This is a genomic window from Micromonospora chalcea, assembly GCF_028768405.1.
GTDB lineage: Bacteria > Actinomycetota > Actinomycetes > Mycobacteriales > Micromonosporaceae > Micromonospora > Micromonospora chalcea.
Window position 1 is genome coordinate 5,866,383 of record NZ_CP118233.1, and the last position, 19,707, is coordinate 5,886,089.

Annotated in this window: 17 protein-coding genes and 1 pseudogene; 9 read left to right on the forward strand and 9 right to left on the reverse strand. The window is 72.3% G+C overall.

Annotated features, from left to right (window positions below):
- The first annotated feature begins 5 nt into the window (after positions 1-5).
- The 3 genes from PVK74_RS26570 to PVK74_RS26580 all read left to right on the forward strand — a co-directional run bounded on the left by PVK74_RS26570 (position 6) and on the right by PVK74_RS26580 (position 1,819).
- A complete protein-coding gene (locus PVK74_RS26570) occupies positions 6-638 on the forward strand; it encodes a hypothetical protein (protein WP_043326326.1) in 633 nt (210 codons plus the stop codon).
- 110 nt (positions 639-748) lie between these two features.
- Positions 749-1,507 carry a MerR family transcriptional regulator gene (locus tag PVK74_RS26575; RefSeq protein WP_274477481.1) on the forward strand — a complete coding sequence of 253 codons (759 nt, stop codon included), beginning with the start codon at positions 749-751 and terminating at the stop codon, positions 1,505-1,507.
- Positions 1,508-1,534: 27 nt separating this feature from the next.
- A complete protein-coding gene (locus PVK74_RS26580; protein ID WP_013474158.1) occupies positions 1,535-1,819 on the forward strand; it encodes a putative quinol monooxygenase in 285 nt (94 codons plus the stop codon).
- Positions 1,820-1,823: 4 nt separating this feature from the next.
- Here the strand turns inward: PVK74_RS26580 and PVK74_RS26585 are convergent, their stop codons facing one another.
- Positions 1,824-3,332 carry a GntT/GntP/DsdX family permease gene (locus PVK74_RS26585; RefSeq protein WP_274477482.1) on the reverse strand — a complete coding sequence of 503 codons (1,509 nt, stop codon included), beginning with the start codon at positions 3,330-3,332 and terminating at the stop codon, positions 1,824-1,826.
- A gap of 22 nt (positions 3,333-3,354) precedes the next feature.
- On the reverse strand, positions 3,355-4,896 hold the full coding sequence (locus PVK74_RS26590; RefSeq protein WP_210884515.1) for a gluconokinase: 1,542 nt from the start codon (positions 4,894-4,896) through the stop codon (positions 3,355-3,357).
- 244 nt (positions 4,897-5,140) lie between these two features.
- On the opposite strand from PVK74_RS26590, the gene PVK74_RS26595 reads away from it, so the two are divergent.
- The gene (locus PVK74_RS26595; RefSeq protein ID WP_274477483.1) at positions 5,141-6,295 is read left to right on the forward strand and encodes a hypothetical protein; all 1,155 of its coding nucleotides are present in this window, start codon (positions 5,141-5,143) and stop codon (positions 6,293-6,295) included.
- A gap of 42 nt (positions 6,296-6,337) precedes the next feature.
- On the forward strand, positions 6,338-7,510 hold the full coding sequence (locus tag PVK74_RS26600) for an aminoglycoside phosphotransferase family protein (RefSeq protein ID WP_274477484.1): 1,173 nt from the start codon (positions 6,338-6,340) through the stop codon (positions 7,508-7,510).
- On the opposite strand, the gene PVK74_RS26605 is transcribed toward PVK74_RS26600, so the two are convergent.
- A complete protein-coding gene (locus tag PVK74_RS26605; protein ID WP_064446879.1) occupies positions 7,507-8,367 on the reverse strand; it encodes an AraC family transcriptional regulator in 861 nt (286 codons plus the stop codon). The two genes, PVK74_RS26600 and PVK74_RS26605, sit on opposite strands and share 4 nt — an antisense overlap.
- Positions 8,368-8,488: 121 nt before the next feature.
- On the opposite strand from PVK74_RS26605, the gene yidD reads away from it, so the two are divergent.
- Positions 8,489-8,860: a membrane protein insertion efficiency factor YidD gene (gene yidD / locus PVK74_RS26610; protein ID WP_274477485.1), complete on the forward strand. Its 372-nt coding sequence runs from the start codon at positions 8,489-8,491 to the stop codon at positions 8,858-8,860.
- 90 nt (positions 8,861-8,950) lie between these two features.
- Here yidD and PVK74_RS26615 read toward each other — a convergent pair whose 3' ends face one another.
- Together PVK74_RS26615 and PVK74_RS26620 are read right to left on the reverse strand one after the other, a co-directional pair.
- Positions 8,951-9,685, reverse strand: coding sequence for a YqjF family protein (locus PVK74_RS26615; protein ID WP_274477486.1), 735 nt, complete (start codon positions 9,683-9,685; stop codon positions 8,951-8,953).
- A gap of 32 nt (positions 9,686-9,717) precedes the next feature.
- Positions 9,718-10,083, reverse strand: a complete 366-nt coding sequence (locus PVK74_RS26620) for a VOC family protein (protein ID WP_069087558.1) — start codon at positions 10,081-10,083, stop codon at positions 9,718-9,720.
- Positions 10,084-10,675: 592 nt separating this feature from the next.
- On the opposite strand from PVK74_RS26620, the gene PVK74_RS26625 reads away from it, so the two are divergent.
- Positions 10,676-12,847 carry an MMPL family transporter gene (locus PVK74_RS26625; RefSeq protein WP_274477487.1) on the forward strand — a complete coding sequence of 724 codons (2,172 nt, stop codon included), beginning with the start codon at positions 10,676-10,678 and terminating at the stop codon, positions 12,845-12,847.
- 22 nt (positions 12,848-12,869) lie between these two features.
- On the opposite strand, the gene PVK74_RS26630 is transcribed toward PVK74_RS26625, so the two are convergent.
- A complete protein-coding gene (locus PVK74_RS26630; RefSeq protein ID WP_113971935.1) occupies positions 12,870-13,532 on the reverse strand; it encodes a response regulator in 663 nt (220 codons plus the stop codon).
- Positions 13,529-14,701 carry a sensor histidine kinase gene (locus PVK74_RS26635; RefSeq protein ID WP_274477488.1) on the reverse strand — a complete coding sequence of 391 codons (1,173 nt, stop codon included), beginning with the start codon at positions 14,699-14,701 and terminating at the stop codon, positions 13,529-13,531. Before PVK74_RS26635 ends, PVK74_RS26630 begins: the two co-directional genes overlap by 4 nt.
- 226 nt (positions 14,702-14,927) lie before the next feature.
- Here PVK74_RS26635 and PVK74_RS26640 point away from each other — a divergent pair, with 226 nt between their 5' ends.
- Positions 14,928-15,431 (forward strand): anthrone oxygenase family protein, encoded by a 504-nt coding sequence (locus PVK74_RS26640; protein ID WP_274477489.1) that lies wholly within the window; start codon positions 14,928-14,930, stop codon positions 15,429-15,431.
- Positions 15,428-15,901 (forward strand): hypothetical protein, encoded by a 474-nt coding sequence (locus tag PVK74_RS26645; protein WP_274477490.1) that lies wholly within the window; start codon positions 15,428-15,430, stop codon positions 15,899-15,901. Before PVK74_RS26640 ends, PVK74_RS26645 begins: the two co-directional genes overlap by 4 nt.
- 25 nt (positions 15,902-15,926) lie before the next feature.
- Here the strand turns inward: PVK74_RS26645 and PVK74_RS26650 are convergent.
- Both PVK74_RS26650 and PVK74_RS26655 read right to left on the reverse strand, forming a co-directional pair.
- Positions 15,927-18,878, reverse strand: a pseudogene (locus PVK74_RS26650) (DEAD/DEAH box helicase); the annotation flags it as partial.
- A gap of 9 nt (positions 18,879-18,887) precedes the next feature.
- Entirely contained in the window at positions 18,888-19,664 is a 777-nt protein-coding gene (locus PVK74_RS26655) for a transposase family protein (protein ID WP_274477492.1), read from the reverse strand.
- Between the last annotated feature and the right edge of the window lie 43 nt (positions 19,665-19,707).

Consider the following 19,707-nt stretch of genomic DNA (forward strand, 5'->3'; position numbering starts at 1 on the left):
TTGATATGAAGCGACGGACTCTCGACCTGCTGTTCAGCATCGGTGGGCTGGGCCTGGCGGTCCTGCTGCTCGTCGTCGGCGTCGTCCTGACGACGAACGCCAACTTCGCCAACGACTACGTACGCAGCCAGCTCGGCGAGCAGAACATCACCTTCACCCCGGCGGACAAGCTCTCCGACGAGGAGAAGAAGTCGGACTGCCTGCGCGAGTACGCCGGCCAGAAGATGACCACCGGCAAGCAGGCGGAGTGCTACGCCAACGAGTACATCGGCCTGCACCTGAAGAACATGGCCGGCGGCAAGACCTACGCCGACCTGGGCGAGCCGCAGAGCGCGCTTCGTGAGCAGGTGGCCCAGGCCGAGCAGAGCAACGCCGCGAACCTGGCCGACCTGCAGAAGCAGCTCGCCGAGGTGACCGCCCAGCGGGAGACCGTGTTCAAGGGTGAGACGCTGCGCGGCCTGCTGCTCACCTCGTACGGCTTCAGCGAGTTCGGCCGCAAGGCCGAGCAGGGCGCCCTGGCCGTGTACCTCGGCGCGGGCCTGCTCCTGCTGCTCTCCGCCGCCGGCCTGGTGCACGCCTTCCGCACCCCGCCGACCGCGACCTTCGCCGCCCCGGAGAAGGAGAAGGTCACCAACTGACCGCACCGACGACGCCCCCGGCCGATCCTGGTCGGGGGCGTCGTCGTGTTTTCCGGCTTGACCCTCACGCAGCGGAAGGCGGCAGCGTTGGTCGCGGAAGGGAGGGAACCATGGCGTACACGGTGGGGCAGGTGGCGCGGGCGGCCCGGGTGACGGTCCGGACGCTGCACCACTACGACGAGATCGGGCTGCTGCGGCCCAGCGGGCGCACGGCGGCGGGCTACCGCCGCTACGACGAGGCGGACCTGGACCGGTTGCAGCTCATCCGCTACTACCGTGAGCTGGGGTTCCCGCTGGAGGAGATCGCCGAGATCCTGGACGATCCGGACGCCGACCCGGTGGCGCACCTGCGCCGGCAGCACGAGCTGCTGTCCGGGCGGATCGGGAAGCTCCAGGAGATGGTCGCGGCGATCGAACACGCGATGGAGGCGAGGACGTTGGGGATCCAGTTGACGCCGGAGGAGCGGTTCGAGGTGTTCGGGGACTTCGACCCGGACGAGCACGCCGAGGAGGCGGAGCAGCGCTGGGGCGGCACCGAGGCGTACCGGCAGTCGCAGGAGCGCGCGGGCCGCTACTCGAAGGAGGACTGGCTGCGCAACAAGGCGGAGAACGAGGAGTGGGGGCGGCGGTTCGCCGCGCTGATGGACTCGGGCGCGCCGGCTGACGGCCCGGAGGCGATGGCGCTGGCCGAGGAGCACCGGCAGCTCATCACCAAGTGGTGGTACGACTGCTCGTACGAGATCCACACCGGTCTGGCCGACATGTACGTGGCGGACCCGCGGTTCACCGCGTACTTCGAGGCGCTGCGGCCGGGGATGGCCGCGTACCTGAACGAGGCGATCCACGCCAACGCGATCACCCGGTCCTGACCGGGAGCGGGTGGCAGGATGGCCGGCATGCTCATCGTCGCCGGCACCCTCTACGTCGATCCGGCCCGGCGGGACGCCTACCTGGCGTCCTGCGAGGCTGCCGTCCGCGCGGCCCGGGACGCGCCCGGCTGCGTGGACTTCGCGGTCAGCGCGGACCTGGTCGAGCCGGGCCGGATCAACGTCTACGAGCGGTGGGAGTCCGACGAGCAGTTGCTGGCGTTCCGGGGTTCCGGCCCGGAGGCCGAGCAGGTGACGGAGATCCTCGGCGCCGAGGTGCACAAGTTCCGCATCTCCGGCGTCGAGGCTCCCTGACCCGTTAGATGAAGACGTCGAGCAGCAGGACGCCGAGGAAACCGACCACCGAGATGATGGTCTCCATCACCGACCAGCTCTTGATGGTCTGCCCGACGGTCAACCCGAAGTACTCCTTCACCAGCCAGAAGCCGGCGTCGTTGACGTGGGAGAAGAACAGCGACCCACAGCCGATGGCCAGCGCCAGCAGCGCCACCTCGGGGGCGGCGAGCGTGTCGGCCAGCGGCGCGACGATGCCGGCGGCGGTGATGGTGGCGACGGTGGCCGAGCCGGTGGCGACCCGGATGCCGACAGCTACCAGCCAGCCGAGCAGCAGCGGGGAGAGGTTCGCGCCGTCGGCGGCGTTCGCCACCAGGTCGCCCACGCCGGCGTCGACGAGCACCTGCTTGAAGCCGCCACCGGCGGCGACGATCAGCAGGATGCCGGCGATCGGCGGCAGCGAGCCGCCGAGGAAACCGGAGACCTGGGTACGGCTGAAGCCGGACCGGTAGCCCAGGAAGATCATGGCGAAGATGACGCCGGCGAGCAGGGCGATGATCGGGGTGCCGACGATGTCCAGCGCCTTGCGGCCGGTGGTGTCCTCGCCGAGCGTCAGCTCGCCGATCGCCCGCAGCAGCATCAGCACCACCGGCAGCAGCACGGTGACCACCGCCGCCCACAGCGCCGGGGCGCGGCGCGAGCGCCGTCCGGCCGGCTCGTCGATCGCGCCGCCGGGCCGCCCGGTGCCCGGGTTGACCAGGTCGTCCTCGGTGACCAGGTCGCCGTCGGCGTCGAGCCGTCCGTCACCGGGACGGGTCGGGCTGTGGTCGTCGGCGTCGCGCCGGGTCGGCAGCAGCTCGGCCGGGGCGGTGGCCGGCACGTACCGGGCGATGAAGTTACCGAAGACCGGCCCGGCGATGATCACCGTGGGGATCGCCACCAGCAGGCCCAGGGCGAGCGTCTGACCGAGGTTCGCGCCGAGCGCGTCGATGGCCACCAGCGGGCCCGGGTGCGGCGGCACCAGGCCGTGCAGCACCGACAGGCCGGCCAGCGCGGGAATGCCGATCTTGATCAGCGGCACGTTCACCCGCAGCGAGACGAGCAGCACGATCGGCACCAGCAGCACCACGCCGACCTCGAAGAACAGCGGCAGGCCGATGAGCGCGGCCACGCTGGCCATCGCCCAGGGCAGCGCGGTCCCGGAGACCCGGCCGACCACCCGTTCCACGATGCCGTCCGCGCCGCCGGACTCGGCCAGCAGGCCGCCGATCATCGCGCCGAGCGCGATCAGCAGGCCCACGCCGCCGACCGTGGAGCCGACGCCGCCGCTGAACGACGTGACGATCTTGTCGACGGGTACGGCGGCGACCACGCCGAGCACCGCGGCGCCGAGGATCAGCGCGAGGAACGGGTGCACCTTGCCCCACGCGATGAGCAGGACGACAGCGGCGATGCCGAGCAGGGCGGCGAGGACGAGCTGGGTGTCACCGGCGTTCGTGAGCGGTTCCGCTGGTGCGGCGAGCAGTGTGACCACGGCTATCACGCCCTTCGGTCGGTCAGCGGGGTGGTGCGGTGGGTGGGGGTTCCGGCGGCAGGCTCGGCGCCATCCGTCGCAGTGAGGCGAAAGTGGGTACCAGTGCGTCGTACAGCTCGGAGAAGAGCGGGAGCAGCGCCGCGTACGTCGCGGCGGAGGCGGGATCCGGGCGGACCGTCTCTTCGATCCGGACCAGGTCGGCGGCGACCTCGATCGATTCGATGAGGCCGAGCGCCTGCATGCCGAGCAGCGCCGCGCCGAAGCCGGACCCCTCGTGCCCGGCGGGGAACCGCACCGGCATGCCGAGCGCGTCGGCGAGGATCTGCCGCCACAGCGGGCTGCGGGCGAAGCCGCCGCTGGCGCGGACCTCGCGTACCTCGTTCCCGGCCGCCCGGACCGAGGCGAGGACCAGCGCGAGCTGCTGGCAGACGCCCTCCAGCGCGGCCCGGACCAGGTGCGCCCGGCCGTGGCCGTGGGTCAGCCCGACGTACGCGCCGCGCGGCAGCGCGCTCCAGTGTGGTGCCCGCTCGCTGAGCAGGTACGGCAGCATGATCAGCCCGCCGGAGCCGACCGGCGCCGTGGCGGCCAGGTCGAGCAGTTCCTCCTCGGCGTGCTCGCCCAGTTCGGGGGCGAGCGCGTCGTTCGCCCACTGGAGGACGATCCCGCCGTTGTTGATGGCGCCGCCGACCACCCAGCGGTCCTCGGTGAGGGCGTAGCAGAACACGCCGCCGAGCGGGTCCACGCCGGGGCGTTCCACCATCACCCGCATCGCGCCGCTGGTGCCGATCGAGCAGGCCACCACGCCGGGGCGTACCGCGCCGAGGCCGAGGTTGGCCAGCGGCCCGTCGCCGGCGCCCACCACCAGCGGGGTGTCCGCCGGCAGGCCGGTGGCCCGCGCCGCCTCGGCGGTGAGCCCGGGCAGCACGTGCGTGGTGGGTACGAGCTGGGGGAGCTGCTCCTCGGTGATGCCGGCCAGGCGTAGCGCCTCGGTGTCCCAGGCCAGCCGGTGGATGTCCATCAGCCCGCTGGCGGAGGCGACCGAGTGGTCGGTGACGAGCGCGTCGGCGAGCCGCCGCAGCACCAGATCCTTGATGCCGACCCAGTGCGCGACCCGCTCGTGCAGTTTCGGCTCCTGCTCGGCGAACCAGACCAGCTTGGGCAGCGGCGCCATCGGGTGCACCGGGGTGCCGGTGCGGCGGTGCAGCGCGAGCCCGGACGGCACCGCCCGCAGCCGCTCGGCCTGCGCGCTGGCCCGGGAATCGGCCCAGGTGATCGACGGGGTCAGCGGGGTGCCGTCGGCGTCCAGCCCGATCAGGCTGTGCATGGCGGTGCTGAACGACAGGCCGGCGATCGGCGCGGCCAGCTCGTCGACGACCGCGCGGATGACGCCGAGCACCGCTTCGTAGATGAGGTCCGGGTCCTGCTCGGCCCAGCCGGGGTTCGGCTCCTCCAGCGGGTAACCGATCGAGTGGCTCGCCAGTTGCCGGCCGGAGGTGTCGAACGCGACCGCCTTGGAACTGGTGGTGCCGATGTCCACGCCCACCACGACGGCCGGGTCGCCCACCGGTGCACCTCCTCGCCGCCCGGGGGCCGCGGTACGCCCCGCTGTGCGGCTGACGTTACCGACGTGCTCCCGCGCGCGCATGACGAAGCAGCGCCGCCGGGAAGCGCGGGGGAGTTTCCGTCGATAGTGTCGGTCAATCAGCCGATCGGTCTAATTGGCGACTTTCGCGTGTCTTCGTACCCCTGCCGGATCGTTGACATGAATGACACCCCGATTGGTGGGCTCGCGCGGCGGAGGAGTCGGCGTGACGAAGACTGATTCGACGGGTTCCACATGGCGGTACCGGTGGGCGCACCGGCAGAACGAACGGCGGCAGCGGGCCTTCCGCGCGGCCGACGAGGCGTGGCGACGCCGCGACGACGAGCTGCGCCGCCTGCGTACGCTCGCGGTGTCCTTCCACGGCTCGGCCCAGGCGGGCGTCGGCCTGCCGATGGAGCTGGCCCCCGGTGAGGTGGTCTTCTGGACGCTCCCGGCCGCGCAACTGGTGGAGGTCCGGCACACCGCAGTGCTGCCCGCCCCCGAGCTGACGGTCGACCCCGACCCGCCCGTGCTGCGCCCGCGCCGCCCCGAGGGGGTCAAGGTGGTCGACGCCGGGCTCGCCGTGCTCACCAACCGCCGGCTGGTGCTGCTCGGCGGGCGAGGCCGGCGCGACTGGGCGTACGGCCGGATGACCGGCCTGTCCCACGACCCCGGCGCGCCGGTCACCCTGATCCAGGTGCTGGACCGGCGACGTACCTCCGGGTTGCTGCTGCCCACCGGCGCGGTGGCCGACTTCCGGTTCACGCTCACGCTCGCGTTCGCCGACGCGATCGAGCAGCGCGCCGCGGTCGTGGCCGAGCTGGACGAGCTGATCGAGGAACACGCGGCGGAGCGCCCCCAGCGCCCGCCCGTGCTCACCCCCGCCCAGGCCCGGGTCTCCGCGCTGGTGCCCGGCGGCCGGCGCACGGTGGCCGTCGGCGCGGCGCTCGCGCTCGTCGTCCCGGCGATGCTCTTCGAGTCCAACCCGCCGACCCGGGCCGGCTCGGAGCGCGCCGTCGCGGCCACCCCGGCGGCCACCGGAACCCCCGCGCCGCCGCAGGTCGCGCCCGCCGTCCAGGTCCGGCCCACGACCAGCCCCGAGCCGTCGCGCGCCCGTCCCGCGCCGCCGCGCGGCACGCCCCAGCCGCCGGTCGAGCGCCGCTGCGGCGCCCCGGCGAACCCCTTCGGGTACGACTTCTGCGGCGGCCAGCGGATCCGCAGGCCGGCCGCCGGGGTGTGCGATTGGTTCGAGTGCGTACCCGGGTTCTGGTCCGATCGCGGCTGGCTGGTGCAGTGCCGCGACGGCTCGATCAGCCGCACGGGTGGCCAGCGCGACGTGTGCGCCGGGCACAAGGGGCTGCGCCGCACGGTCTGGCGCTGAATCCGCTCGCCTCCCGTCGGGGCGTCCGGCTACCGTCCGGCCGTGTCCCGCACCGTGACGCTCGTCCTGCTAGACGCCACCGGCCGTCCGCTCGGCGCGCTGCCGCCGTTCGACGTACCGGAGCCGTGGTGGCAGGAGGTCGCCTCGATCGTGGCCGAGGTTCGTCGTCGCCACGGTCTGGCGGTCGCCGTGCTGCGGCTGCTCGACGCCGACCGTCCCGCGCCGCCCGGCGGCCACGTCCGCTACCTGGCGCAGACCGCCGACGCTCCCGCCGTACCCCTGGAACCGGTTGCCGTGGACCTCGCGCCGCACCCGCTGCGCCAGTCGTGGGCGCGGGCCGGCGGCCCGGACCGCAGCGTCGTCTGGGCGACCGGTGAGCTGCGCCGGCTCGGCCGCCGGGTGACGGCGGTGGCGCAGCAGCGCACCTGGAACCTCTCCGCCATCTGGCGCCTGGACACCGACGCGGGCCCGGCGTGGCTGAAGCAGCTCCCGCCCTTCGCCCGCCACGAGCCCACGGTCCTGGCGTTCCCCGGTGACACGAACTCCTTGGTCAACGGGCCGATGGTGCTCGCCGCCGACGGGGAGGGGCGGATGCTGCTGGCGGACGTGCCGGGGCAGGACCGGTACGGGGCCGGGGAGGGGGAGCGTGCCTCCATCGCGGTAGAGCATCACGCGGTGCAACTGCGGGCGTGTGGGGTCGTCGGTGAGCTGGTCGCCGCCGGGGTGCCGGATCTGCGCGGAGTCGGGCTGGCGGACTGGATCCGCGAGCGGCTCGCCGGGCACGACGTGTCGGCGGCCGCCGGTCTGCTCGACGGGCTCGACCACCGGCTCCAGCAGGTCCGTGACTGCGGCCTGCCCGACACGCTCGTGCACGGTGACCTGCACCCCGGCAACGTGCGCGGCGACGGTCGGCGGCGGACGGTGATCGACTGGGCGGACTCGTTCGTCGGCCACCCCGCCTTCGACATCCTGCGCCTGACCGAGGACGTCGACGCGGACGCCGCCGCCCGGCTGATCGGCGCGTGGGCGCGGCGCTGGCGCACCGACGTGCCGGGCAGCGACCCGCACCGGGCCGTCGACCTGCTCCGGCCGGTCGCGCCGCTGCGGCTGGCCGCCGTGTACGCGATGTTCCTCGCCGCCATCGAGCCGGGCGAGCATCCGTACCACGTACACGACGTGCCGGCCGCGCTGGCGCGAGCGGCAGCTACTCCCTAGACCCGGCGGACCGGGATCCACAGCTCCGCGTCGGCGGTGCCGCCGTCCTCGGCGACCCGCACGCGCGAGATCTCCGGCCCCGGGCGGGCCTCGTACGGGTTGGACGGGAACCAGGACGTGAACACGGCCCGCCACAGGTGCTGCACCGCCACCGGGAACGCCCCGGAACTGGAGAACACCGCCCAGTCACCGGCCTCGACCGGCAGGCTGTCCAGATCGCCGGGCACCTCCGCGCCGGTCACCGCCGCGTACCAGTAGTCCAGCTCGGCGCCCTCGTCGCGGGAACCGGCCAGCTCGGCGCTGACGTTGACGATCCCGCGCGGCTCCTGGTCGGACAGCGCCTCGATGCGGCGTACGGTGGCCGGGTCGATGCCCCTGACGAACGCCACGATGTGCGGGTTCATCCCCTCGTGCACAAGCGGCACCCGCGCTTTCAGCCCGGCGAGCCGGAAGGCGTCCTTGGTCACGATCCGGTAGTCCATGCTGGTGTTCCCTTCGACGACGAGCCGGAAGGACAGCCGGGGCTGGGACCGCAGCACCGCCCCGGCCTGCCGGGCCTGCGTCGGCCCGACGCCGTGCACGGCCCGGAACGCGCGGGCGAACGCCTCGTTCGAGCCGTAACCCCAGCGGACCGCCACGTCGAGCAGTGACTCCCGCCCCGCGAGCACGTCCGCGCCGGCCAGCGTCATCCGGCGACGGCGGACGTACTCCGACAGCGGCAGCCCGGCCAGCGCCGAGAACAGCCGGCCGAAGTGGTGCTCCGAGACGCCCGCGATCCGGGCCAGCGCGGCCACGTCGAGCGGCTGCTCGAGCCGCTGTTCGAGGTAATCCAACGCGGCGTTGAGCCGATCCAGCACCCGATGTTCCTTCCTGGTGACGACCTCGACGCTAGGTTCCCGGCCGTCCACAGACCCGATCACACCGGACCCGGTCCGGTCGCCTCATTCGGCACTGGCGGGCGTGTCGCATCATGACGTGGTGATCTTCCGAAAGCGGCACCGCCACAAGAAGAAGAGCCGGGACTGGTGCAACTGCGACGTGCCCACCTGTGACGGGCCGGGCTGCTGCGACCTGGGCCTCTTCTCGATGCTGCTCACCCTCGGTTCGGTGACCGCCGGCGTCGTGCGCCGACCCGCCGTGGACCGCGCCGGCCGGGCCGCCATCCTCGGTTACCGGCGCTGGCTGTCGCACCGCTGGCCGGCGACCTGCCGCTACACGCCCACGTGCAGCGCGTACGGGCTCGCAGCGGTCGAGCGGTACGGGCTGGCGGTGGGCGGTCGGATGGCCGCCGACCGGGTACGCCGATGCCGTCCCGACGTGCCGCACGGCACCCAAGACCCGTTGCGCTGACGCGCCCTCGCCACGTCGGGGAGGTGGCGGTGTCCCGGTGCGCCGGATGCCGCCACTCCGGCGACCTGGTGTCGATCAAGGCGGTGGCGGTCATCCGGCCGACGTGGGGCCGCCGAAGACGACGGGGACGCCGGGGGAGTAGAGCACGCTCACCGGTGGGCCGTCCGGCGCGGGCAGGCCGGCGGCGGTGACCAGTTCGTCGTCCAGGTCCAGCAGTTCGGCACGGTGCAGCGGCCACTGTGGATGCCAGTTCGGCACGTGAAGGGTGCGGCCGTATGCGCGGGTGTGCAGACCCCAGCGCGCGGTGAGGAAGTGCTCCAGCGGCGTCGGCTCAGCGATCGGCGCGCCGACGCGCACCGTCATACGGCTGGACGCGCCGGACGGACCGGGCCAGCGGCGGCGGCAGCGGTAGGTGAGCGTGTCGCCGGAGCGGTCCAGCCGCATCGCCGACCACTTGTACGGCAGGCGCAGACTCAGCTGGGCCACCAGCACCGGCACCAGCCGGGACGCGTCGAGCGAGCGGAACACGACGGCGCGCCGCCCGGAGCCGTCGACGGAGTAGAGCCGGACGTTCGTCTCCCAGAACGTGCCGAAGTACGGCACGCCCGGGCCGACGCCGAACCCCAGCCCGACCATCTGGAACCCGATCAGCCCGACGTAGGTGAGCCCGTCGAACGTGTCCGGCCGGGTGCCGGCGGGCAGCAGTGGAGCCACCCGCTCCGGCGGGACCGCCCAGTGCAGGAACGTCAGGTCGTGCCAGCGCTGTGCCAGCCAGGACCGGCGGATGGCGCGTACCGGAGCGTGCTCGACCGGTTCGATCTCCACCGGTCCATCCTGTCTCGCCGACGCAACCGGACTCACTCCGGACGGTGGCAGACCGCCTCGACGTTGTTGCCGTCCGGGTCGCGGACGAACGCGCCGTAGTAGGTGGCGTGGTATTCCGGCCACTCCTTCGGCGCGTGCAGCACCTCCGCGCCGGCCGCGACAGCCGCGTCGTGGAACGCGCGCACCGTGGCACGGTCGGCAGCGGTGAACGCGATGTGCACCGGCACCGGCGTGGCGTCGGACGGCGCGGGTTCCACCCAGAAGTCGGGCTTGTCGACGCCGTAACCGATCGGGCCGGGCTCCATGAGCCGCCGCGCGCCCAGCGGGGCGAGCACCGTGTCGTAGAAGGCGCCGCTGGCCGCCAGGTCGCGCACCGCTACGGAGAAGTGGTCGAGCACGTCGCCTCCCTGCGATCGTCGTTGACCGCGCCAGGCTACGAGCCCTCTACGACACTTCCGCCGCCCGGTTTGGTCGCGCCCGCCGCTGCCGGGCAGCCGTCGCGGTGACGCCAGCCGTCGTCGAGCGCCCTGGCTCGGTGGTCCAGCCTCGTTGAAGACGTGTGCCATCCAGAGCGATATACCTCAGAGTCATGATTATGACTTTGAGGTATATCGCTTCTGCCTCCATGTATTTCCGGGCGGCGGTAAGGACCGTCGGGCGGGACGCGCGTCGCCGCCGGGCGGTGAATGAACTCGCCCACCGCGCCCCGGATTTCCGCACGCCACCCACCACGTAGTGGGTTCTGTCCTCGGCGCCGAGCCGTACCGTGCTCAGCGCCAGCAGCGCGCCGAACACGACGGCGTACCCGATCAGCGGCGGGGCGTCGGGGTTGGTGGACCGTCAGCACGGGGGCGAGCACCGGCGCCGCGAGCACGGGCCACCACAGCGCGGTGGAGACCGGATCGTCGACGAAGTCCGCGAGCCGTCCGAAAGGGATTGCTCACGCAGCGTAGGATCGCGTGCGACACAGCCGAACACACGGGGGAAACGATGTTCGAGCGCCTGGGCAGATTCGTCGTGGGCAAGGCGTGGTGGGTGATCGGCGGCTGGGTCGTCGCCGCAATAGCGATCATCGCCGCCAGCCCGTCACTGAGCGACATCACCTCCGCGGACCAGGAGAGCTTCCTGCCGCGCTCCTACGAGTCGGTGCAGGCCACCGAGCTGGCCGAGAAGTCGTTCCCGCAGGCCGCCACCGCCACCGCCACCGTCGTGGTCAAACGCGGCGACGGCAAGCCGCTCACCCCGGCCGACGAGGCGCGCGTGAGCCAGCTCGCCGCCGCGCTGAAGGCCCGGAACATCCCGCAGACCTCCGGCTACCTGACCGGCCCGCAGGCCGTCGCGCCGGACAAGTCGGTGCAGGTGGTCACTGTCGGTCTCGACGCCGACAGCCCGGACGACCCGGGCCTGCTCGACGCCGTACGCGATCTGCGTGCCGCCCTCGGGCCGGACCTGGCCGGCAGCGGCCTGACCGCCGGGGTGGCCGGCGACGTGGCGAGCTTCGTCGACAACGAGGACACGTTCAACGACGCGTTCGCGGTGGTCGGCGTCGCCACCATCATCCTCATCATCGGGCTGATCCTGATCATCTTCCGCAGCCCGATCGCCGCGCTGCTGCCGGTGGTGGTCATCAGCGTCGTCATGTCCGTCACCACCGGGCTGGTCGCCGCCGCCGGCAAGGCGTTCGACCTCAACGTCAGCCAGGACCTGCAGACCATCCTGCTGATCGTGCTCTTCGGCATCGGCACCGACTACATCCTGTTCCTACTGTTCCGCTACCGGGAACGGCTGCGCGCCGGTGACGACAAGCGCACCGCCATGGTCGTCTCGGTGCAGCGGGTCGGCGAGGTCATCACCTCGGCCGCCGGCGCCGTCATCGTGGCGTTCCTGGTGCTGCTGCTCGCCTCGCTCGGCTTCTTCGGCTCGCTCGGCCCCGCGCTCGCCATCGCCGTCGGCGTCATGCTCGTCACCTCGCTGACCCTGATCCCGGCACTGGTGTCGCTGCTCGGCCGGTGGGTGTTCTGGCCGTCGAAGGCGTGGCAGCGCCCACCGAAGGCGACCCTGTCCCGGCGGCTCGGCGCCGCCGTCGGCCGTCGCCCGGCCGTCGTCGCAGCCGCCTCCGGTGTGCTGCTCGTCGCGCTCGCCGCCGGGGTGCTCGGCTACAAGGCCGACTACGACTTCAGCGCCGGATTCCCGCAGGACACCGAGTCTGCGCGGGCCGCGCAGGACCTCCAGCGCGGCTTCGCCGCCGGTGCGCTCGCGCCCACCGAGGTCTACCTGACCACCGGCAACGGCACCCCGCTCACCGACCAGCAGGTGAACGACTTCGCCGCCGCGTCGGCCAAGGCGCCGGGCGTCGGGCGGGCGCAGCCGCCGGAGCGCAGCGCCACCGACCCGAGCGTCGCCCGGATCAGCCTGCTGCTGAACGAGAACCCGATGTCCAACGAGGCGATCACGCTGGTCCGCGACGACCTGCGGGACGCGCTGCACGCCGCCGCGCCGCCGGGCACCAAGGCCCTGGTCGGCGGCGCCACCGCGATCTTCGCGGACATCAACTCGGCGAACAACAGGGACCTCTCGGTCATCCTGCCGGTTGCCGCCGGCCTGATCGCGCTCATCCTCGGGTTGCTGCTGCGCAGCCTCGTCGCGCCGGTCTACCTGGTGATCGCGGTGCTGCTCAACTTCGCCGCCACGCTCGGCGCGACCGTGTACGTGTTCCAAGGGCTCCAGGGCAACCCTGGCGTCACGTTCCAGCTGCCGATCATCCTCTACCTGTTCGTGGTGGCGATCGGCACCGACTACAACATCCTGATGATCGCCCGGCTCCGCGAGGAGGCGCGCGAAGGGCACGAACCGCACGAGGCCGCCGCGATCGGGGTGGAACACGCCGGCCCGACAGTCGCCGCGGCCGGGCTGATCCTGGCCGGCACGTTCGGGGTGCTGATGCTCGCGCCGATCTCGTTCCTGCAGCAGATGGGTTTCGCGGTGGCGATCGGGATCGTGCTGTCCGCATTCGTCATGTCGATGTTCTTCGTACCGGCGCTGACCGGGCTGATCGGCCACACGGCATGGTGGCCGGGGCACGGCGACGAACGGCGCAACGGCGGTGGCGGTGGCGGCGGCCGGCACGCCGCGCCCGAGCCGGCCGACGCGACGCCGGTCTGACTGTGACCCGCCCCGGCGCGGCTCAGCCCTCGCCGGGGCGGACCAGCCCGCTCTCGTACGCGATCACGACGAGCTGCGCCCGATCCCGGGCGTTCAACTTCTGCAGCAGGCGGCTCACGTAGGTGCGGGCGGTATCCGGGCTCAGGAACAGCGCCTGCCCGATCTCCGTGTTCGACCGTCCGGCGCCCACCTGCGCGAGCACGTCCCGCTCCCGCGCGGTCAGTCCGGCCAGCCGCGCCGGGTCAGCCACCGGCGAGCGGGCCGCCGCCGCGAGCACCCGCCGGGTCACGGCGGGAGACAGCAGCGCGTCGCCGCCGGCCACCGTCCGGACCGCGTCCCGCAGGGCGTCCGGCGCGGTGTCCTTCAGCAGGAAACCGGCCGCCCCGGCGCGGATCGCCTCGAACAGGTACTCGTCGTCGTCGAACGTCGTCAGCATGAGCACCTGCACGCCGTCCAGCGTCGGGTCGGTGAGGATCCGCCGGGTCGCCTCCAGCCCGTCCCCGCCGGGCATCCGTACGTCCATCAGCACGATGTCGGGCCGCTGCTCGCGTACCACGGCGAGGCCGCTGCGGCCGTCGCCCGCCTCGCCCACCACCTCGATGTCCGGCGCCCGGTCGAGCAGCGCCCGCAGGCCGGTACGGACGAGGTGCTGGTCGTCGACGAGGACGACGCGGATCGGGCTCACGCGGCGACTCCCGCCAGCGGCAGGCTGACCGCCACCCGGAAACCGGTGCCGCCGGATGCGGCGGTGCCGTTCTGGACTGTGTCGGTTTCGACGGTGCCGCCCAGCAGGGCGACGCGCTCGGCCATGCCGCGAAGGCCCTGACCCCTCCCGTCCGCCCGACCGGCGGGTGGGCCGCCGCGACCGTCGTCCACCACTTCAAGCGCGAGCCGAGCGGCCGTGGCGCGCACCGTGACGGTGACCCGGGTGGCCCCGGCATGGCGCAGCACGTTCGTCAGCGCCTCCTGCACGACCCGGTAGACGGTGCTGCCCACCACCGCCGGCAGTCTGTCCACCGGCCCCTCGACGCGCAGGTCGACTGCCAGCCCGCCCTGGCGTACGCCGTCCACGAGCGCCGGGAGCCGGTCGAAGCCGGGTACCGGCTCCCGCGGCCCCGGTTCGCGGCGCAGCGTGCCGAGCGTGGCCCGCAACTCCGCCATCGCGCTGCCGCTCACCGACCGGATCGCTGCGAGCGCGCTCTCCGCCTGCGCCGGGTCGCTGTCGGCGAGCGCCTCCTGGGCGACTGCGGACTGCAACGTGATCACCGACATCGTGTGGCCGAGCGTGTCGTGCACCTCCCGGGCGATGCGCAGCCGTTCCGCCTCGACCTGACGGGCCGCCTCCCGGTGGCGCTCCTCGTCGGCCGCGACCGCCTGCCGGATCAGCGCCGCCCGGAGCGACCTGCGGTTGCGTACCGCATCACCGAGGGCGATGACGGCGAGCAGCAACGCCGCCTCCGAGCCCAGTTGCGTACCGACGACGACGCCGACGTCGTCGCCCTCGGCCAGCCGCGCGACCACCGATACGGCCAGCAGGCTCCCGGCGACCACAGCAGCAGGGACCACCCGCCCGCGTTCCGACGCCCGGTAGAGAACTGCGGCGGCCGGAGCGGCCACGCCGACCGGCGGCAGGTCCAGCGCGTAGTACAGGAGGATGGCGACCGCCGTGGCCAGCAGCGCCGGCACCGGCCACCGCCTGGCGCACAGCACCAGCCCACCGAGCACCGCGCCGACCACCACGGCGAGCGCCGCGCCGCCGGCAGCGGGCCGCTCGGCCGCCACGGCCACCGCGACCAGGCCGAGCGTGGCCGCGGCGAGCAGCGCATCGGCACGTGTGGGCAGGGCGTCGGGCACGCTTCGAGCCTAGGTCCGCGCGGCCCTTCGCCGCTGTCGTCCGCAGGCGTCAGGGACAACCCCGAGGCGTACGCCGAGAAGCGACAACCGGTCGCGCGGCCACGCGGACGACGTCGCCTGGCCGCCGACCTAGCGTCGATGGCGTCCCCAAAACGTGAGGAGAACCCTCGTGGTACGCACACGACTGACCTGGATAGCCCTAATTGCGATGGTTTGGGCTTCGATGATGTCGTTCGGCGGGGTCGCCGCCGAGACAGTCATGCTCTACCCGAACATCTTCAACGACGCCCCCTCCTCCCTCGACCGGGCCCGCGAGTTCCTCGTCCACGGCGGCCCGCACGACTACTTCCCGCCGCTCGGCGCGTCGGTGATCCTGAGCAGCGTCGCCGCGACCCTGCTCACCTGGCGCGACGGCCGGCTGCGCTGGTGGATCGCCGGCGCCACAGCCGTCTTCGTCGTCTGCGAGTTCCTGTTCTCGGCGGTCTTCTTCTGGCCGCGCAACGAGATCATGTTCGTGGACCCGGTGGGGACGCACTCGCCGGAATACCTGCGGCAGGTCGCCGCGGAGTTCGTCGCTGGGCACTGGGTGCGCGTCGCCGGAGGGGCGGTCACCGCCGTACTGGCGTTCGTTGCGCTGCTGAAGTTCGTGCGCTCGACCGCGCCGGCCCCGGTTTCGGCTCCCGCGCCTGCTTCTGTTTCGGTTGCGGATTCTTCCGACGTGACGCGATGAGCGGGGCCCGCCGTACCCTCGGGTTCTCCTGGCCGGCGCTGGTCGCGCTCGCCGCGCTGGCCGCCCCGCGCGTAGCTCTGCACGACCTGGGTGTGGTGCCGGAGGGCACGATCGTGGCCGCGCTGCTGGCGGTCGGGCCGCCGCTGTGCTGGGTGGCCGCCGTGCTGTGGCGGCGACCGCCGCGCCCGTTCCTGACGCTTGTCGTGGTCGGGGCGCTGTACGGGGTGTTCCTCGCGGTCAGTCACCAGGTGTTCTGGGACTCGTCGCTGGGGATGGACGCGCCGGGGCTGGCCGGGCTGGCGCCGAAGGCGCGGGAGGCGTTGTTGCGGGGTGCTGCGGTGATGTCGAGCCTGGTCACCGGGACGGTGGTGGGGGTGGTGGCCGGGGTGGTGGCGGTGCTGCTGAGCCGGTTGCTACCTGCGCCCGGCCGACGTCCCGAGCAGGCCGATGGTTCTCGCCCGCCCGCCTGAGCAGGCAAGCGGGCAAGAATCCGGATCAGGCGGCGATGGCGCGAGCGGCGGCGTACATGTCGGCGGGCAGCGGAGTCCGCAGCTCCCAGAGGATCCGCATCGGCCGGTCGCCGCTGTGCTCCCGGTACGTCATCGGCCCCGCGTACAGGTACGGCGGAGCGCCGAGATCCCGGTCGGCGATCTTGGTCCCGCGGACGAACAGGTGGACCGTCGAGCCCTGCGCGACGTGGTTGACGTATCGCCGCCCGGTGGCCGAGCCCGACGACGTGGTGCTCTGCGACTCCCACTGGAACAGGCGGTCGGTGATGGCGCGGTCGGCGTACATCGTGGTGGGGGAGTAGTGCTCCTCGGACTTCACGAGCGTGACGAAGAACAGGTCCGCTCGCTCGTCGGGCAGCCACTTGACGCCCTCGCGCAGCGAGCCCGGGTTGGTCATGCCGAACGCCGCGCACGCTTCGTTGCGGCTGTAGCGGGCGTGCACCCGCAGCGGTACCCGGCTGGAGGCCGGTCGATCGGTGACCCGGTGGATACGGTCGCGCAGCACCTCGGCCACCTGCCGCAGTTCGGCGCAGCGCGCCGGTTCCGCCCACAGCCGCTTGAGCCGGGCGTCGCGTTCGGTCAGCGGCACCGACGGACCCCACAAGCTGAAGTGCAACATGTCGAGCAGCCGTCCGGCGGCGGGGCGCTGGCCGGCGGCGACCCGGGCGAGTAGATCCAACCTGTCGACGTCGTCGGTGTGCAGCATCCGGCCGATGGCCCGGCTCAGATCACGGTCGTCCGGGCCGCCTTCGGTCGGGTCGAGGCCGGCGAGACGCCGCAGCCCCGCCCAGCCGCCGAGGCTTGCCGACCGGTAGACGTCCTCGACCTCCAGGCCGGTCTCGCGCAGGAAGTCCGGCAGGCTCACATCACCGAGTTGCCGTAGTTCCGCCACCAGGGCGTTCTTCGACGTCGGCAGCGCCGACTTGAGGTTGGCGAGGACTGCCTTTTGAGCCACCGGATCCAGATGGATATGGCAGCCGCTTGGTAGCGAGGGAAAACCCTCCTCGACGGCGGTCTGCACCGCCCTACGGCTGACCCCGGCAAGTGCCCGCCACCGCAGATCGAAGCGGAAGTTCGCGTGCTGGCCGCCGATGAAGTCGAGCACGGTCAGGCACGGCTTGTCGTCGTCCAGCCGCAGACCTCGGCCAAGCTGCTGAAGGAAGATCGTGGCACTCTCGGTGGGACGAAGCATGAGGATGGTGTCGACCATCGGCAGGTCGACACCCTCGTTGAACAGGTCGACGGTGAAGAGCGCCCTCAGCTCGCGCTTGCGGAAGCGGTCGATCAGCGCGTGCCGGTCGGCGCGGCCGAGGGTTGACGTCACGGCCGCCGCCGGTACACCGTGCTGGGTGAACCAGTCGGCCATGAATTCGGCATGCCCGATGCTCACGCAGAAGCCGAGCGCACGCATCCGGCCGACGTCAGCGATGCGCCGGACCGCATGCAGGATGAGGCGAGCCCGAGCGTGGTTGCCGGTGTAGACGCCGTCCAGCTCGGCTTTGTCGTACCCCTGTCCACGCTTCCACCGCACTCGCGCCAGGTCTACGTCGTCATGCACCCCGAAGTATTGGAACGGCGCTAGCAACTGACGTTCGAGGGCTTCCCACAGGTGCAGCTCCACCGATGCGCGGCCGTCGAACCACCGGCGCACGTCGCCGCCGTCGCTCCGGTCGGGGGTCGCGGTCAGGCCCAGGAGTACGCGGGGCCGAAGGCGTTCCAGCAACGCCGTGTACGTGGCCGCCTCGGCGTGGTGGAACTCGTCAACGATCACCATGTCGTACGCCTCGGGGTCGATCTCCTGCCGGTGCAGCGACTGGATCGACGCGAAGACGTGCTTCCAGCCCTGCGGTCGATCGCCGCCGACAAGCGTCTCGCCGAACGTGCCGTCGCCCATGACCTGGCGGAACACGGACCGGCTCTGCCGCAGGATCTGCTCCTGATGCGCGACGAAGAGCAGCGAGTCGACGTGGCCCGCCCGCTGGAGCCGGCGATAGTCAAGCGCTGCCACCACGGTCTTGCCGGTGCCGGTCGCCATCACCACCAGGTTGCGCCAGCGGCCGTGCACCAGCCGTTCGGCGTCGAGGTCGTCCAGAACCTCCTGCTGGTACGGGAACGGCCGCACGTCCAGGTTCGCGATCTCGGTCGGCCCATCGTCGGCGCGCTCCCCGCGCAACGCGATGCGCAGACGCTCGGCGTCGGTTGCCGGGTCGTACGGCTCGAACGCCGAATCGTGCCAGTAGTCGGCGAACGTCGCCTCGAACGTGTCGATAACGTGCGGCTGCTCCAGGTTCGAGATGCGTACGTTCCACTCCACGCCGTCGACAAGCGCGGCCTTGGACAGGTTCGACGAGCCGACGTACGCGGTGGTGGTGCCGTTGTTGCGCCGGAACAGCCAGGCTTTCGCGTGCAGGCGGGTGGTCCGTGTCTCGTAGGAAACCTTGATCTCGGCGCCGAGCTCCGCGAGCCGATCAAGCGCCCGCTGGTCGGTCGCCCCCATGTATGTGGTCGTGATGACGCGGACCCGGCCACCTCGGGCGATCAACTCGGTGATCGCGGGTTCGATGATGCGCAGACCGTGCCACTTGATGAAAGCGCAGAGCAGGTCCACTTCGTCCGCCGAGGCCATCTCGTGGCTGACCTCGTGGCCGATACGCGGCTGGTGCCGCCCGTTCACCAGGAGCGCGCCGGTGGACAGCGGTGTCGAGGGGCGGGTCGGGAAGACCGGCGCGGCCGGCGGGGTGGGCGGTGCGGCGATGGCGTGCAGCAGACGCTGGGCGTCGGCCACCTGGTCCTCGGCGGTCACCGCACGGGGTTCGGCCTGGGCGATACTCTCGGCGATCCGGTTGGCCAAGTCGATCTGGCGAGCGAGTTTGTCGTCGCCGCGAACGGCTAGCAACGCTCGACGGGCTACCGCTCCGAGATGTCGAGCGAGCACATTGAGCCATTTTCATCGTGGGTAGCGGGCCTCCTCGGCGGCTTGGAGGACGAGGATGGCCTGGACGATTGGGGTGGCGCGGCGTGGGCAGCAGCGGAGTTTGGTCAGGATCTTCCACGTCTTGAGCGTGGAGACGGCGCGTTCGCCGAGGGCTCGGATCTTGGCGTGGTGCCGGTTGACGGACTTCTGCCGGCGGGACAGTCGGGTGCGGCGGCGTTTGAACGGGGTCCAGATGGCGCCGCGGGCGCCTTGATAGCCCTTGTCCGCGAAGGTCAGCACGTTGGTGCTGGTCAGGGCGTCGATCAGGCCGTGCGTGCGGGCGGCGGTCAGGTCGTGGACGGCGCCGGGCAGGGCGGGTGAGGCCCAGACCAGCCGCCCGGCCGGGTCGGCCAGGACCTGCACGTTCACGCCGTGTCGCTTGTGCTTGCCGGAGTAGTAGGGCCGCTGGTCGGCGACCCGGTCGATCGGGATCAGCGTGCCGTCGAGGATCGCGTACGCCAACCGGGTGACTCGACGCATCGCCGCGGTGAGGTCGTCGGCGCAGCCGGCGAGCAGGTCGACGGCCTCGCGCAGGTAGCGCCATACGGTGGCCACCGACACGGCGAAGCCGGCGGCCAGCCGGGTGAGGGTGTCGCCGTTGCGCAGGTGGGCCAGAGCCATCAGCGCCTGCTGCTGCGCAGGCAGCCGGCGCCAGCGGCCGCCGAGCGTGCGGCGCCGACCACGGATCAGCTCGGTCAGGCGGGTCAGGCTACGCGTGGACAGCGGGATGCTGGCAGGATAGGTCAGCAACGAAGCTCCTGTGCTGGGCAGTGCGTCTTGGTCGACTGCTGTC